This is a genomic window from Pseudomonas sp. UC 17F4, assembly GCF_900101695.1.
Classification (GTDB): Bacteria; Pseudomonadota; Gammaproteobacteria; order Pseudomonadales; family Pseudomonadaceae; genus Aquipseudomonas.
Genome location: NZ_FNKV01000001.1, coordinates 5,246,565 through 5,262,331 on the forward strand (window position 1 = coordinate 5,246,565; position 15,767 = coordinate 5,262,331).

The window sequence follows — 15,767 nt, forward strand, 5'->3', positions numbered from 1 at the left end:
TGCCACGCCGCGGCCGCGCTCACGCCCGGCCGAGACCTTTAAATTCATGCGCCTTAACGCAAAGGCGCATCCATCTGGATGCGCCCGGGGCCCGCTTACTCAGCCTTGGGCTGTTCGCGCAGACGGATATGCAACTCACGCAGGGCCTTGGCATCGACCAGGCCAGGGGCCTGGGTCATGACGCACGCGGCGCTCTGGGTTTTCGGGAAGGCAATGACTTCGCGAATCGACTGGGCGCCGGTCATCAGCATCACCAGACGGTCAAGGCCGAAGGCCAGGCCGCCGTGCGGCGGTGCGCCGAACTTCAGGGCGTCGAGCAGGAAACCGAACTTCTCTTCCTGCTCAGCCGCTTCGATACCCAGCAGACGGAAGACCGCCTGTTGCATCTCTTTGCGGTGGATACGGATCGAACCGCCACCCAGCTCGGTACCGTTGAGGACCATGTCGTAAGCACGCGACAGCGCGGTGGCCGGGTTGGCCTCGAGCTCTTCGGGGCTGCATTTTGGCGCGGTGAACGGGTGGTGCAGCGCGGTGAAGCTGCCGTCGTCGTTCTCTTCGAACATCGGGAAGTCAACCACCCACATCGGGGCCCACTCGCAGGTGAGCAGGTTGAAATCGTTACCGACCTTGATACGCAGGGCGCCCAGCGCCTCGCTGACGATCTTGGCCTTGTCGGCGCCGAAGAACACGATGTCGCCATCGACCGCACCAACGCGATCGAGGATCACGTTGAGGTTGGCCTCAGGGATGTTCTTGACGATCGGCGACTGCAGGCCTTCAACGCCCTTGGCGCGCTCGTTGACCTTGATGTAGGCCAGGCCCTTGGCACCGTAGATGCCGACGAACTTGGTGTACTCGTCGATGCGGCTGCGCGGCATGCTCGCGCCACCTGGCACGCGCAGGGCGGCAACACGGCTCTTCGGATCGTTGGCCGGGCCGCTGAACACCTTGAATTCAACGTCCTTGAGCTGGTCGGCAACGTCGACCAGTTCCAGCGGGTTACGCAGGTCAGGCTTGTCGGAACCGTAGCGGCGCATGGCTTCTTCGAAGGTCATGTGCGGGAATTCACCGAATTCCAGGTCCAGGACTTCCTTGAACAGCTTGCGGATCATGCTTTCGGTCAGGCCCATGATCTCGGACTCATCGAGGAAGCTGGTCTCGATGTCGATCTGGGTGAATTCCGGCTGACGGTCGGCGCGCAGGTCTTCGTCGCGGAAGCACTTGGCGATCTGGTAGTAGCGGTCGAAACCGGCAACCATCAGCAGCTGCTTGAACAGCTGGGGCGATTGCGGCAGGGCGAAGAAGCTGCCGGCGTGGGTACGGCTCGGCACCAGGTAGTCACGCGCGCCCTCAGGGGTGGCACGGGTGAGAATCGGCGTTTCGACGTCGAGGAAGCCGTTTTCGTCGAGGAAGCGACGGATGCTGGTGGTGATGCGCGAACGCAGACGCAGCTTCTCGGCCATCTCTGGACGACGCAGGTCGATGAAGCGATAGCGCAAGCGGGTTTCTTCGCCAACGTCGGAGTATTCGTTGAGCGGGAACGGCGGGGTTTCCGCTTCGTTCAGCACGGTCAGCTCATAACCCAACACTTCGATGGCACCCGAGGCCATGTTGGCGTTGACTGCGCCAGCCGGACGCGGACGCACCTTGCCGGTAATCTGCACCACGTATTCGCTGCGCACGCGGTCGGCGGCGGCGAAGCTTTCTGCGCGATCCGGGTCGAAAACGACCTGGGCCATGCCTTCGCGATCACGGATATCGAGGAAAATCACCCCGCCGTGGTCGCGGCGACGATGGACCCATCCGCAAAGGGTAATTTCCTGACCTTCCAGGCTCTCGTTCAGTTGGCCGCAATAATGGCTGCGCATCATGATGGTGGTTTCGCTTCTCGTCATTCGTATGTTCAGTGGAGGCCTTGCAGCCCCAAAGGGCTAATAGTGCAAGACCCTGCCGGTGCAATCAACTCAGTCGGCCTTGTCGCCGCCTGCCAGGTTCTTTTTCGCACCGGTCTTGAAGTCGGTTTCGTACCAGCCGGTACCACCCAGGCGGAAGCCCGGGGCCGAAATCAGCTTCTTCAGCGCTGGCTGCTCACACGCCGGGCAATCGGTCAGCGGCGCGGCGCTGAGCTTCTGGAGGACTTCCAACTGGTGGTTGCAGGAAGCACATTGATAGTCGTACATGGGCATAGGCGTGTCTCGTTAACCACAGCGCAGGCTGGTTCGGGCAGTAAAGCGCGGGATTATATATGGTTAAGGAGTGCTGTGCAGCCCGGCAACCGACTAGCGTGCCACTGGCAAGCCGAGCAAATAGACCACGCAGACCACGCGGATCAGCCCGCTGAAATTTTTTACCCCGCCATGACGCAGGTGTACCTCACGGTCGATGTAAGACAACACGGCATTGACCGAGCACTGATTGGCCTTGGCGATGCGTTCAAGAATAGTCCAGTAGATCTCTTCCAGGCGCAGACAGGTGGCAAAGCCGTTGAGGCGCACCGACCGCGACAGCGGCTGGGCCAGGCCCATGTTGAAATTGGCCTCGAAAGGGTCGACGCCATCCTTGTGCGGCACGCAGGCTACGCGCCCCGTGCGATTCATCCATGCCGACATAGTCGTACCACGCCACTGTTTAACCGGGAAACAAACCCGCGTGCGTTATGCACGCGGGAACATGCCCTTAATAAAGCGCTGTGTAACGTGGCGGTGCCAGCAGACACCCTAACTCTGAATGTAGGAATACTCGGCACTGGAGCCGGTACTTTAAAACACCGGAAAGTGCTTCCGTACTAACTGAAATGCCCGAACTTCGCACAAAAGTTCGGGCATTCGAATAACAGCGTTAAATCTGCCGGTTACTTGCCTTCAAGTAGCGAGCGCAGCATCCAGGCGGTTTTTTCATGCACCTGCATGCGCTGGGTCAGCAGGTCGGCCGTCGGCTCGTCGCTGACCTTGTCGAGCAGCGGGAAAATGCTGCGTGCCGTGCGGGTTACCGCCTCCTGGCCTTCGACCAGTTGTTTGATCATTTCGTCAGCAGGTGGCACCCCCTCTTCTTCCTTAATAGAAGAAAGCCGCGCGTAAATCGAGTACGCCCCGGGTGCCGGGAAGCCCAGCGCGCGAATACGCTCGGCGATCGAGTCGACCGCCAGGGCCAGTTCGTTGTACTGCTCTTCGAACATCAGGTGCAAGGTACGAAACGCCGGACCGGTGACGTTCCAGTGAAAGTTGTGGGTCTTCAGATAAAGTACGTAGGTATCCGACAACAGGCGCGACAAACCATCGACGATGGACTTGCGATCTTCTTCGCTGATACCGATATCGATTGCCATGTAGTTCCCCTTTCCTTAGTGCTTGCTGATCAAGCGGGTACAAACCACTGTACCAAGAGTTTTCCACCCCTGCAGCCTCATGCCTGCGACACAAGGCTGCAGGCCGCGCGACACACGGTTGGCCGCTGATTTGAGAAGCCCGGGGCTTTGCTGTTAAATAGGCAGCGTGCCGCCCGCGCCGATTGTCATTGCCCGGGCGCATAGGCTGGCCTTCTCACGTTTTTGCGCTTTTTTACCCGTGCGCGCCGTGAAGCCAGCTCTTCCTGTGATCCGCCTTATCAATGTGAGCCAACCAACATGTTCAAGATCGTCCACCTGTTGACGGGCGTTGCAGCTTTGCTGCTGTCCTTCATACCCAGCCTCAGAACCGAAGCCATACCCTTCCTGCAGCAACCGGAGGCGGTTTACCTGGCGCTTTTCGGCCTGCTTAACCTGCTCATCGCTCCTGTGCTCGCGCAGCACTACCGGGGCGTGCGCCAGCAACTGCAGCGCGCTGCCAGTGCTTTGCTGGTGCTTACCGTGATCCTGCAGACCGTGACCTTGCTGGCCCGTCCGGAGCTTGGCAACCTGCCGGCCCTGGCTTGCGCCCTGCTGGCCACCATCCTGCACTTGATTGCCGGTTTTGCCAAAAGCGCTGTGGCCCGTAGCCAGAACACCCAGTACGACATGTCCAATCGCGATACCGGCACGGTGAAGTGGTTCAACACGTCCAAGGGTTTCGGCTTTATCTCCCGCGATTCGGGCGATGACATCTTCGTCCACTTCCGCGCCATTCGCGGCGAAGGCCACCGGGTGCTGGTCGAAGGCCAGCGCGTGGAGTTCTCGGTGATGAACCGCGACAAGGGCCTGCAGGCCGAAGACGTGATCGCCGCCCCACGGCGCTGATCAGCAGCAACAAAAAAACCGCGACGGCATCACTGCCCATCGCGGTTTTTTTTCGCCCCCGAATCAGTAATGCGGCGGCGGTGCCTCTTCTTCACTGGCCTCGTACTGGCCGACCATCTCTTCATAGCGCTTGAGCAGTGCTGCCATCTGCAACTGCAGGCGCTCAACGACGCGCTGCTGTTCGACCAGCACATCATTCAAGGCCAGCAGGGTATCGTCCTGAAAGGCCAGCCGGCTTTCCAACTCGGTCACGCGCGCGTCAAGGGTCATGATTCAAGCCTCCGCGAACTGAAAATCGTCAACCAATACCTCGGCCAGACGCAAACGGATCTCAGCCATCTGTTGTGGCGCATATTCAATTGCAGGTTTATTGCCCCACACAGGTGCCGGCCAGGCCGGATCAGAACGATGACGAACAATCACATGCATATGTAGCTGGCTAACTACATTGCCGAGGGTTGCCACGTTCATTTTGTCGGCGGCAAAGACGTCCTTGAGGATCTGGGCCAGGGCGTTAGTTTCTTTCCAGAGTTGCTGCTGATCGCTGTCATCAAGTTGAAACAATTCGCTGATTTCGGCCCGACGCGGCACCAGGATAAACCAGGGATAGTTGCCATCCCTACTCAGCAACAGACGACAAAGAGGAAAGTCCCCCAGGCAAAAGGTGTCTTGTTGAAGACGTTGATCCAGAACAAACACTACGAAATCTCCTACAACAGCTTAATACCTTGCTCACACAACCCTCCGTGAGCCACTGCCAGCAGGATACTCCTGATCGCTCGTCGGGGCATTGCCTGCTGCCTTATTAATGAAGCAATGCACCGATTTAGCCCCTTCCCCTCACCCAAAAGGCCTAGGCGTACGTCGGTGTTACGCTGCCCGGGCAAGGAAACGCTACTTTTCGCACCAAAATGAAGCCGTCCGTCGGCGTTTCGCCCAGTGAACATCCACAAACTACTCAGCTTTAGCCTTCAACGGTAACGCTTTGACTTTACGGGCAACTTTTTCCCTTATTCCATTGCGATCGACAGCCGCGAACCAAAGGTTCTTTGACCCCCGGTTTACCGGCACCTGAGGGCCTTAGGAGGGCGAAAGCGTGAAAATTTCGTGAAGCCGTTCGATTTTGTGCACGCTTGTTGCATTGTCATCCGCCACGGTCGGCACGCCCTCTGCACTGATGCAGCGAGCGGCGACAAATAACAACAGCTGCATGGGTTAACCAGGGAGTTTCGGGGGGGCAGGGGCTAGATTGTTTTTACCTATCCTTAATCCGCTTGAAACAGCGCTGGAGTTGTACGGCCCGCGAAACCCGGGGCGTGGTTTGCGACAAGGACATAACTGTTAGCGACATGACCGTAAAGTTACCGAAAGGTTCTCGACAGGCATATCGCCAACGCCGGTCAGCGTGATATACATTTCCGCCGACACAAAAAGAAAGAGCCGCGCTGTATAAAAAAACCAAACAGCGACGGCAGTACTCTTCCTAAAAACCAAAGGAGCAAATCACGATGCGCGTGATGAAGTGGAGCATAATCGCCCTGGCTGTTGCAGCCGGCACCTCGCAATTGGCAGTGGCCTCTTCTCAGGATGAGTCCAAGGGTTTTGTTGAAGACAGCAAACTCAATGTCAAAACCCGCATGCTGTACTTTAGCCGTGACTTCCGTAACGTGCCTAACGGCGACCAAAGCCGCGTTGAAGAAACCGGCCTGGGCTTCCTCGGCACCTACCAGTCGGGCTTTACCCAAGGCACCGTAGGTTTCGGTGTCGACGCCATCGGCATGCTCGGCCTGAAACTGGACAGCGGCAAAGGTCGCGCCGGCACCGGCCAGTTCCCGCTGGGCGCAGATGGCCGTTCGCAGGACTCGTTCTCCGAAGGTGGCGCGGCGGTCAAGTTCCGCATCTCCGACACCGTGCTGAAGTACGGCACCCAGTTCACCGCCCTGCCGGTTCTGGCAACCGACGACAGCCGCCTGCTGCCCGAAACCGTCGAAGGTTTCCTGGTGACCAGCAAGGAAATCAAAGGCCTTGAGCTGAATGCCGGCCACTTCACCGCCCTGAATGCTCAATCGCAGTCCTACCACGACAGCATCGGTGGCAAGAACCGCACTACCGGGATCAAGAACCCTGGTCTGACCCAGGCTGACGTGTTCGGCGGCACCTATGCCTTCACCGACACCCTGAGCACCAGCCTCTACTACTCCAAGGTCGAAGACTACTGGCGTAAATACTACGCCAACGTCAACTGGGCACTGCCGATCAACGACAACCAAGGCCTGGTGTTCGACTTCAACATCTATGACACCAAGAGCGACGGCAAGGCCAACGTTACCGCCTTCGATGGTGACAAACTTGATAACCGTGCGTTCAGCCTGTCGGGCGCCTACAACATTGGCGCGCACACCTTCACCCTGGCCTACCAGAAGGTTACCGGTGACGGCGACTATGCCTACGGCATCGACGGCGGCGGCACCATTTTCCTGGCCAACTCCATCGCTCGTTCCGACTTCAACGCCGAAGACGAGAAATCCTACCAGGCACGTTACGACCTGAACTTCGCCGAATACGGCGTTCCAGGCCTGAGCTTCATGACCCGTTATGTCAAGGGTACCGGTGCCAACGTCACTGGCACCGACAACGGCAAGGAATGGGAACGCGACATCGAGGCCAAGTACGTTCTGCAGGAAGGTCCGGCCAAAGACCTGAGCCTGCGTGTACGTCAAGCCACCTACCGTTCGGGTGACGGCGTTTACTACGGTTCGCCATCGATCGACGAACTGCGCCTGATCGTCGAGTACCCGCTGAGCATCCTGTAAGCCCCGGGCTTTCAGTATCCCCAGTACGAAAGAGCCCGGCACTGCCGGGCTTTTTCTTGTCTGAATTCGGGCTGACAACGCCTTCGTGCTCCGGCATCCTGTACGCCACCGAATCGCCCCCGTACAATGCGGGGTCATTTAAAGTCTTAAGCAACCGACAACGGCCTACCATGCGCACCAGTCAATATTTGCTCGCTACTCAAAAAGAAACCCCTTCCGACGCGGTCGTCATCAGCCACCAGCTGATGCTGCGTGCCGGCATGATCCGCAAGCTCGCATCCGGCCTTTATACCTGGCTGCCGATGGGCCTGCGGGTAATGCGCAAGGTCGAAGCCGTGGTCCGCGAGGAAATGAACGCCGCTGGCGCCCTTGAAGTGCTGATGCCGGCCATCCAGCCTGCCGAGCTGTGGCAGGAATCCGGCCGCTGGGAACAGTACGGCCCGGAGCTGCTGCGCCTCAAAGACCGTCACGGTCGCGAGTTCTGCGTGGGCCCGACCCACGAAGAGGTCATCACCGACCTCGCCCGCAACGAGCTCAACAGCTATAAACAGCTGCCGCTGAACATGTACCAGATCCAGACCAAGTTCCGTGACGAGATCCGTCCGCGCTTCGGCCTGATGCGTGGTCGCGAGTTCATCATGAAGGACGCCTACTCCTTCCATGCCGATCCGGCTTCCCTGCAGCAAACCTACGATCGCATGCACCTGGCGTACAGCAACATCTTTACCCGCCTGGGCCTGGATTTCCGCCCAGTGCAGGCTGACACCGGCTCGATCGGTGGCAGCTACTCCCACGAATTCCACGTGCTGGCCGAGTCCGGTGAAGACGATGTGATCTTCAGCGACAGCTCCGACTACGCCGCCAACATCGAGAAGGCCGAAGCCATCCCACGGGAAACCGTGCGCCCGGCGCCGACCGAAGAGCTGCGCCTGGTCGACACCCCGGACGCCAAGACCATCACCCAGCTGGTCGACAACTATGGCCTGGCGATCGAAAAGACCGTCAAGACCCTGATCGTCCACGCCGCCGAAGAAGGCAAGCTGATTGCCCTGATCGTCCGTGGCGACCACGACCTCAATGAAATCAAAGCTGCCAACCTGGCAGAAGTTGCCAGCCCGCTGGTCATGGCCAGCGACGAAGAGCTGCGCGACGCCATTGGCGCCGGCGCCGGTTCCCTCGGCCCGCTGAACCTGCCGCTGCCATGCATCATCGACCGCTCGGTCGCGCTGATGAGCGACTTCGGCATCGGTGCCAACATCGACGACAAACACTACTTCGGCGTCAACTGGGAGCGCGACCTGCCAGTTCCGCAAGTGGCCGACCTGCGCAACGTCGTCGAGGGCGACCCAAGCCCGGATGGCAAGGGCACCCTGGTGATCAAGCGCGGCATCGAAGTCGGGCACATCTTCCAGCTCGGCACCAAGTACAGCGAGGCACTCAAGTGCCAGGTACTGGGCGAGAACGGCAAGCCGGTAACCCTGAGCATGGGTTGCTACGGTATCGGCGTATCGCGTGTGGTGGCTGCGGCCATCGAGCAGAACTACGACGAAAACGGCATCATCTGGAGCGATACCCTGGCACCCTTCCAGATCGCCCTGGTGCCGCTGCGCTACGAGACCGAACAGGTTCGCGAAGCCACCGACAAGCTGTATGCCGAGCTGACCGCTGCCGGTTTCGAAGTGCTGCTGGACGACCGCGACAAGAAGACCAGCCCGGGGATCAAGTTCGCCGACATGGAACTGATCGGCATCCCGCACCGCATCGTCATCAGCGACCGCGGCCTGGCCGACGGCAACCTGGAATACAAGCACCGCACCGAGCGTGACGCACAGCCGCTGCCAGTGGCCGAGGTGCTGTCGTTCCTGCAAGCCCGCATTCGTCGCTAAGCCAACGCAAGAGTAATCATGTTCAAGCGAAGTACCATCAACCTGGGGGGCGCCGCACTGTGCGGCGCCCTGCTCCTCAGCGGTTGCGCCAACCAGATGTCCCAGCGCAGCGAGCACGAGGAGCGCATCGAGCGCAAGCTGCTCGAACACAGCCTGCAGATCGATGTCGGAGACCCCAAGGTACTCGAGCTGCCGCAACGGCGTGTGCGCATCCACGAACAGAAGAACTTCGAAGTCACCGAGTTCGAGGTTACCCGTCGCTACGATCGCTACACGCCTTACCAACCCTGGCGCGAAGTCTATGAGATTCCGCTGGGCGCGGTGGCGGTGGTGGCCGGTGTCGGCGCCAACGTGGTCAATGTCTTTGCCCTGGGCAACCTGCCCGACAGCGTGACCCATGACTGGTTGAGCTATGGCTTCGACGGCCTCAACCCGTTCATGAACGCCCAGTCCAACGGTCGTGCCCAGCAGAACCTGGCGGGCATCACCGAAGTGCAAAAGGACAAGCGCCAGGAATACACCAGCGTCCCCTGGAGCGAGCGGCCGGTGTCGGTCAAGGCCGGCAAGATCGACCATGAGCTGACCACCGACCGCAATGGCGTGTTGCACCTGAACCTGCTCGACAGCCCGTTCAGCGAGCAGAACCTGACCCACATCGGCACCCTGCACCTGCAGGTGGTCGATGAAGACAACAACGTGCGTGGCGATGCCAGCCTGCTGATCAGCGCCGGCCTGCGCGGCAAACTGGTGGAAGCCCACGAACTGATTTTCGATGACCTGGAAGACGACGAAGTCAGCCAGTGGGTGCATCGGGTCAAGCGCCTGTCGGAGCTGGGCCTGGAAGAAGAAGCCAGTGAACTGGAGCAAAGCCTGATCGAGCTGACCCGCAACGATCCGGAGCTGCAACAGGAATTCCTCAAGTCACTGACCAAGGACGCCGGCCGCCTGGTTGCCGACCCTGGCGCGCACTGACCTTCGCTGTACCCGGAGAGCGCCAGCCTGCTGGCGCTGCCCTCCTCACTCCCGAGAGAACAGCTCCAGCTGTTCATGCGCACCGCGCAAATCCTGCAAGCGCACACCAATCCCCAACAGCCTCACCGGCTTGCCGCCACGGGCAAAGGCCTGGCTGAGCAAGTGTTGATAGCTGCCCAGGTCACGCCCCGCCCCTGACTGCTCAAGGGTGGTCTGGCTGAAATCATGGAACTTCACTTTGACGAACGGCTTGCCCGGGCGATAACTGTCGTCGATGCGGGCCATGCGCCCGGCCAGGGTTTCCATCAGCTCCGGGAGTTTTTCCAGGCAACTGGCGAGGTCAGGCAGATCGGTGTCGTAGGTGTTTTCGACACTGACCGACTGACGCCGGCTGTCATTTTGCACCGGACGGTCATCGATACCCCGCGCCAGCCCCCACAACCGCTCACCAAAACTGCCGAATTCACGGGCCAGGGCCAGGCGACTCCAGTCGCGCAACTCCAGGCAGGTGATGATGCCCAGGCGGCCCATCTTGTCGGCGGTGACCTTGCCTACGCCATGCAGCTTGCTCACCGGCAAGGCAGCCACGAAGTCTTCGACTTCATTCGGAGTGACCACAAACAGGCCATTGGGCTTGCGCCAGTCGCTGGCGATCTTGGCCAGGAATTTGTTCGGCGCCACGCCAGCCGACACAGTGATATGCAACTGTTGGGCAACCCGGCGGCGAATATCGGCGGCAATCCGTGTAGCGCTGCCCGCAAACCAGGAACTGTCCGACACATCCAGGTAAGCCTCGTCCAGCGACAAGGGCTCGATCAGGTCAGTGTATTCGCGAAAGATGCCGTGAATTTCCCGCGAGGCTTCTTTATAGGCATCCATGCGCGGCTTGACGATCAGCAGGTCCGGGCACAGCTTGAGGGCATGGTGCGAGGACATCGCCGAACGCACGCCGAACGCCCGCGCCTCATAGTTGCAGGTAGCGATCACCCCGCGCCGCTCCGCCGAACCGCCCACCGCCAGCGGCCGCCCGACCAGACGCGGGTCGTCGCGCATTTCGATGGCGGCGTAGAAGCAATCGCAGTCGATATGGATGATCTTGCGTTGAGACATAGGGAGCGTAAGAACAGGTTTAAAGTGATGTAAGCAGTATCTCACCCGCTAGCGGCCCATGCATCACAACTAATTCATTCCCCCCCGGAACCTCTGCAAGGCCCGCCCTTGCTGCCTTGCAGCCCTTTTCAGCGGCGCTAAGCGATTGAAGGAGAAAGGATTTCTGCAAACAGGCTATTGACAGCCCCGGGCAAAACTGTAGAATCTCATCTCACAGGCGCGGGATGGAGCAGCCTGGTAGCTCGTCGGGCTCATAACCCGAAGGTCGTCGGTTCAAATCCGGCTCCCGCAACCAGATTCAGGAAAGGCCACTCTCACGAGTGGCCTTTTTCTTTGCCCGAAATAAAGCTCCGGGTAATTTTTTATTGTAAATCAACAATTAAGCGTTGACAGCCAAGCTCAACGCTGTAGAATCCGCCCCACAGACGCGGGATGGAGCAGTCTGGTAGCTCGTCGGGCTCATAACCCGAAGGTCGTCGGTTCAAATCCGGCTCCCGCAACCAAACAACAGAAAAGGCCACTTTGAAAAAAGTGGCCTTTTTTGCGTCTGCCTTCCAGCTAATCAGCCCGCCCCCTGAACGCCCTTCGCCGCTCAGGCAATATGAAACTTCTTTAACTATCCTCAAGGTGCTCAGCGGCCCGATCATATCGGACATTACGCTTCCAAAGGGATTGGTACTTTGACCGGATACACCCTGCTTCCCCTGCGCAAGCCACGAGGTGGCTGATGCGCACCCAGACGCCTGAAACACAAGCCCCTGTGACCGCCGCATTACCCAATGCCGAGCAACGCCTGCGCTGGCTCGAACGCCTGAGCAAGTACCGCCAGCCCATCGGCCTGGGCGTGACCTTGCTGCTGTTCGCTGTCGCCCTGATCGCCTGCCGTCACCTGCTCAGCGAGCTGGACATCTATGCCCTGCATGATTCGCTGCTCAGCGTGCCGCCGCCAGCATTGGCCGGCGCACTGCTGGCGACGGTGGCCGGCTTCGTCATCCTGCTGGGGTACGAGTGGTCGGCCAGCCGCTATGCCGGCGTCCAGCTACCGGCTCGCACCCTGGTAATGGGCGGCTTCAGCGCCTTTGCCATCGGCAATGCCATTGGCCTGTCGCTGCTGTCCGGTGGCTCGGTACGCTATCGCCTGTATGCGCGCCATGGCATCGGCGCCGCCGAAGTGGCGCGCATGACCCTGTTTGCCAGCCTTTCCCTCGGCTGCGCGTTGCCGCCGCTCGCCGCCCTGGCGACCTTGAGCAACTTGCCGGCTGCAGCTTCAGCCTTGCACCTGGCGCCTGCGTTGCTGGCAGCGGTCGCCCTGGCGGTACTTAGCTTGAGCGGCGCACTGGTCTATGGCCTTTATCGTCGTCGCCTGCCCGAACAACCCCAGGCTGACAACCTGCTGGTACAAGTAGGCCGGCGTACTCTGCGCTTGCCGGGCGCACGCCTGACCCTGCTGCAACTGCTCATTACTGCCCTGGACGTAGCCGCTGCCGCCACCGTGCTGTACCTGCTGCTGCCCGAGGCGCCGCCGTTTGGTGCCTTCTTGCTGGTCTACCTGCTGGCGCTGGCGGCCGGGGTGCTCAGCCATGTGCCTGGTGGCGTCGGGGTGTTCGAGGCGATCCTGCTGGCGGCCTTTGCCGACAAGCTCGGCGCCGCGCCACTGGCCGCCGCGTTGCTGCTTTATCGCCTGATCTATGTGGTGCTGCCACTGCTGCTGGCCTGCGTCCTGCTGCTGGCCAGCGAAGCCAAGCGCCTGCTGTTTGCCCAGCAAGCGATCAGGGCCGCTTCCGGGCTCGCAGCCCCGGTGCTGGCGGTGCTGGTGTTTCTCTCCGGCGTGGTGCTGCTGTTTTCCGGCGCCACCCCGGAAATCGACGAGCGCTTGGAGCATCTGGGCTTCCTCGTACCGCACCGGCTGATCGACGCGTCGCACTTCGGCGCCAGCCTGATTGGCGTCCTCTGCCTGCTGCTGGCCCAGGGCCTGCGCCGGCGCCTGTCGGCTGCCTGGATCCTGACCACCGTCCTGCTGCTGGTCGGCGCCCTGCTCTCGCTGCTCAAAGGTTTCGACTGGGAAGAAGCCAGCATCCTGACCTTCACCGCCTGCCTGCTGGCGGTGTTCCGCCGTTCCTTCTATCGCCCCAGCCGCTTGCTCGAACTGCCGTTCTCGCCGGTTTACCTGGCGGCCAGCGCCTGTGTACTGGGCGCTTCGGTGTGGCTGCTGCTGTTTGCCTATCAGGATGTGCCCTACAGCCATCAGCTGTGGTGGCAATTCACCCTCGACGCCGATGCCCCACGCGGCTTGCGCTCGGCCCTGGGCAGCGCGGTACTGCTGGTGATCGTCGCCCTGACCTGGCTGCTGCGCACCGCGCGCCCGGTTATTCACCTGCCCAGCGCCGACGAGCTGCAACGCGCCAACGCCATCCTGCAAGCCTCCGACCAACCCGACGGCGGCCTGGCCCTGACTGGCGACAAAGCCTTGCTGTTCCACCCCAACGACGATGCCTTCCTTATGTATGCACGTCGCGGCCGCAGCCTGGTGGCGCTGTACGACCCGATCGGCCCGGCCCACGAGCGCGCCGAAATGATCTGGCAGTTCCGCGACCTGTGCGATGTACACCATGCCCGCCCGGTGTTCTACCAGGTTCGGGCCGAGAACCTGCCCTTCTATATGGACATCGGCCTGACCGCGATCAAACTGGGCGAAGAAGCCCGGGTCGACCTCAAGCGCTTTGACCTAGAAGCCAAGGGCAAGGAGATGAAAGACCTGCGCTACACCTGGAACCGCGGCGGCCGCGACGGCCTGAGCCTGGAAGTGCACGAGCCGGGGCAGGCTCCGCTGGAAGAACTCAAGACCATCTCCGACGCCTGGCTCACTGGCAAGAACGTGCGCGAGAAAGGCTTCTCCCTCGGCCGTTTCAGCCCGGAGTACCTGCAGCACTTCCGGATTGCCCTGATCCGTTTCGAAGGGCGCCCGGTCGCCTTTGCCAACCTCCTGGAAACCCGCAGCCTGGAGCTGGCCAGCCTCGACCTGATGCGCGCCCACCCGCAGGCGCCCAAGCTGACCATGGAATTCATGATGATCGGCCTGATCCAACACTATAAGCAGCACGGCTATGGGCGCTTCAGCCTGGGCATGGTGCCACTCTCCGGGCTGCAACCACGGCGCGGCGCACCGCTGACCCAGCGCCTGGGCTCGATGGTGTTCCAGCGCGGCGAGCAGCTCTACAACTTCCAGGGCCTGCGCCGCTTCAAGGACAAGTTCCAACCGGACTGGGAACCTCGCTACATGGCCGTGCCGGCCGGACTCGATCCGCTGGTGGCACTGGCCGACACCGCCGCCCTGATCGCGGGCGGCCTGACTGGATTGGTGAAACGCTGATGATTCGACGCTACTGGCTGTACCTGCTGGTTCCCCTGCTGCTGGCCTTGCTGGCTGCCGCCCTTGGCTTCTGGCTGTGGACCCGGCCGGCCCCCGAAGCCTCCCTTGAGCACCTGAGCCTGGCCGATGGCAGCAGCCTGGTCCGGGTCAACCCCGGCACCCGGGCCAAGGCCCGCGTGGTCATCGCCGTGCCCCCGGACCAGGCCCTGAGCGACAAGCAACTGCTCGACCTGAGCCAGAGCGGCGAGGCGCAGATGGTCCAGGTGGTCCTGCCGCCAGCCGATTGCAACAAGCAGCAACAGGCGCTGCAGCAAGCCATGCAGCAACTCAAGGGCGCGCCGACCCTGGTAGCCGGTATCGGCCCGGGCGCAGCCCAGGCCTGGAGCTGGCTGGCCAGCCAGAGCGATGACAAGGCCCTGGCCATCTCGGTGGACTTCAACCTCGAACAACCCGGCTGCGCCACGCCGCTGCCCAAGTCCGCCGCCCACGGCCACTGGAGCGTGGCCTGGAATGACAACCCGGATGACGCCAGCGCCGCCTTCGTGCGCGACCAGGCCAATGCCGAAACCAGCATCAGCGACTACGACATCCACCTGCCGCAGGTACTCAAGGCGCAACTGACCCAGGCACTGGTGGGTGAGGACGGCAACGCCATGAGCATCCCGGTGGTCGAAGTACCTGCCGGGCAAACCACCGACACCGTCACCCTGTTTCTCTCGGGCGATGGCGGTTGGCGCGACCTGGACCGCGACGTCGCCGGCGAGATGGCCAAGCTCGGCTATCCGGTGGTGGGCATCGACACCCTGCGCTACTACTGGCAGCACAAGACCCCGGAACAAAGCGCCATCGACCTCTCCGAGCTGATGCAGCACTACCGGCAGAAATGGGGCACCAAGCGTTTCGTGCTGACCGGCTACTCGTTCGGCGCCGACGTCTTGCCGGCGATCTACAACCGCTTGCCGGCCGAAGACCAGAAGCGCATCGATGCGGTGATACTGCTGGCCTTTGCCCGCAGCGGCAGCTTCGAGATCGAAGTCGAGGGCTGGTTGGGCAATGCTGGCAAAGAGGCACCGACCGGGCCGGAGATGGCCAGGCTGCCAGCGTCCAAAGTGGTCTGCGTGTATGGCGAGGAAGAGGCCGACGAGAGCGGCTGTACCGACCATACTGCAGTCGGCGAGCGCCTGAAGCTGCCTGGCGGACATCACTTCGACGAGAACTACCCGGCGCTGGCCAAGCGCCTGATCGGCGATATCGAGAACCGCCAGGGCAAGACCAGCGTCGCCGAGCAGGATTGAAGCGCGCCTCCGGCGCGCAGCTGCAAGCTACAAGCCTCAAGCCTCAAGCTGCAAGCTGCAAGCTGCAAGCTGCAAGCTGCAAGCTGCAAGCTGCAAGCCTCAAGCTGCAAG

The 15,767-nt window shown here is 61.2% G+C and carries 13 protein-coding genes and 2 tRNA genes; 8 read left to right on the plus strand and 7 right to left on the minus strand.

What is annotated here, in order from left to right; all coding sequences use genetic code 11:
- Window positions 1-95 precede the first annotated feature (95 nt).
- From aspS to BLR26_RS23925, 4 genes are all read right to left on the minus strand, one after another.
- On the minus strand, window positions 96-1,871 hold the full coding sequence (aspS, locus tag BLR26_RS23910) for an aspartate--tRNA ligase (RefSeq protein ID WP_045193709.1): 1,776 nt from the start codon (window positions 1,869-1,871) through the stop codon (window positions 96-98).
- Between the two features lie 93 nt (window positions 1,872-1,964).
- Window positions 1,965-2,186 carry an FmdB family zinc ribbon protein gene (locus tag BLR26_RS23915; RefSeq protein WP_045193542.1) on the minus strand — a complete coding sequence of 74 codons (222 nt, stop codon included), beginning with the start codon at window positions 2,184-2,186 and terminating at the stop codon, window positions 1,965-1,967.
- Between the two features lie 93 nt (window positions 2,187-2,279).
- Window positions 2,280-2,609, minus strand: coding sequence for a ribbon-helix-helix domain-containing protein (locus BLR26_RS23920; protein ID WP_045193543.1), 330 nt, complete (start codon window positions 2,607-2,609; stop codon window positions 2,280-2,282).
- Between the two features lie 242 nt (window positions 2,610-2,851).
- Entirely contained in the window at window positions 2,852-3,325 is a 474-nt protein-coding gene (locus BLR26_RS23925) for a Dps family protein (protein WP_045193544.1), read from the minus strand.
- Between the two features lie 297 nt (window positions 3,326-3,622).
- On the opposite strand from BLR26_RS23925, the gene BLR26_RS27595 reads away from it, so the two are divergent.
- Complete coding sequence (locus BLR26_RS27595; RefSeq protein ID WP_045193545.1) at window positions 3,623-4,210, plus strand: cold-shock protein; 588 nt, start codon at window positions 3,623-3,625, stop codon at window positions 4,208-4,210.
- A 63-nt stretch (window positions 4,211-4,273) separates the two neighbouring features.
- On the opposite strand, the gene BLR26_RS23935 is transcribed toward BLR26_RS27595, so the two are convergent.
- Both BLR26_RS23935 and BLR26_RS23940 read right to left on the minus strand, forming a co-directional pair.
- Window positions 4,274-4,480, minus strand: a complete 207-nt coding sequence (locus BLR26_RS23935; protein ID WP_093386494.1) for a SlyX family protein — start codon at window positions 4,478-4,480, stop codon at window positions 4,274-4,276.
- Between the two features lie 3 nt (window positions 4,481-4,483).
- Window positions 4,484-4,909, minus strand: coding sequence for an HIT domain-containing protein (locus BLR26_RS23940; RefSeq protein WP_093386498.1), 426 nt, complete (start codon window positions 4,907-4,909; stop codon window positions 4,484-4,486).
- An 809-nt stretch (window positions 4,910-5,718) separates the two neighbouring features.
- On the opposite strand from BLR26_RS23940, the gene BLR26_RS23945 reads away from it, so the two are divergent.
- From BLR26_RS23945 to BLR26_RS23955, 3 genes are all read left to right on the plus strand, one after another.
- The gene (locus tag BLR26_RS23945) at window positions 5,719-7,023 is read left to right on the plus strand and encodes an OprD family porin (protein WP_045193547.1); all 1,305 of its coding nucleotides are present in this window, start codon (window positions 5,719-5,721) and stop codon (window positions 7,021-7,023) included.
- Between the two features lie 170 nt (window positions 7,024-7,193).
- A complete protein-coding gene (locus BLR26_RS23950; protein ID WP_093386503.1) occupies window positions 7,194-8,909 on the plus strand; it encodes a proline--tRNA ligase in 1,716 nt (571 codons plus the stop codon).
- A gap of 18 nt (window positions 8,910-8,927) precedes the next feature.
- Window positions 8,928-9,881, plus strand: a complete 954-nt coding sequence (locus BLR26_RS23955; RefSeq protein WP_045193550.1) for a lipoprotein — start codon at window positions 8,928-8,930, stop codon at window positions 9,879-9,881.
- A gap of 45 nt (window positions 9,882-9,926) precedes the next feature.
- Here BLR26_RS23955 and dinB read toward each other — a convergent pair whose 3' ends face one another.
- Window positions 9,927-10,991: a DNA polymerase IV gene (gene dinB / locus BLR26_RS23960; RefSeq protein ID WP_093386508.1), complete on the minus strand. Its 1,065-nt coding sequence runs from the start codon at window positions 10,989-10,991 to the stop codon at window positions 9,927-9,929.
- Between the two features lie 218 nt (window positions 10,992-11,209).
- Between dinB and BLR26_RS23965 the strand changes: the two genes are divergently transcribed.
- From BLR26_RS23965 to BLR26_RS23980, 4 genes are all read left to right on the plus strand, one after another.
- Window positions 11,210-11,286 (plus strand) — tRNA-Met (locus BLR26_RS23965).
- A 131-nt stretch (window positions 11,287-11,417) separates the two neighbouring features.
- A tRNA-Met gene (locus BLR26_RS23970) sits at window positions 11,418-11,494 on the plus strand.
- A 224-nt stretch (window positions 11,495-11,718) separates the two neighbouring features.
- Window positions 11,719-14,361: a bifunctional lysylphosphatidylglycerol flippase/synthetase MprF gene (mprF, locus tag BLR26_RS23975; RefSeq protein WP_093386512.1), complete on the plus strand. Its 2,643-nt coding sequence runs from the start codon at window positions 11,719-11,721 to the stop codon at window positions 14,359-14,361.
- Window positions 14,361-15,656 carry a virulence factor family protein gene (locus tag BLR26_RS23980; RefSeq protein ID WP_093386516.1) on the plus strand — a complete coding sequence of 432 codons (1,296 nt, stop codon included), beginning with the start codon at window positions 14,361-14,363 and terminating at the stop codon, window positions 15,654-15,656. The genes mprF and BLR26_RS23980 overlap by 1 nt, the downstream gene beginning before the upstream one ends.
- Window positions 15,657-15,767: the final 111 nt, after the last annotated feature.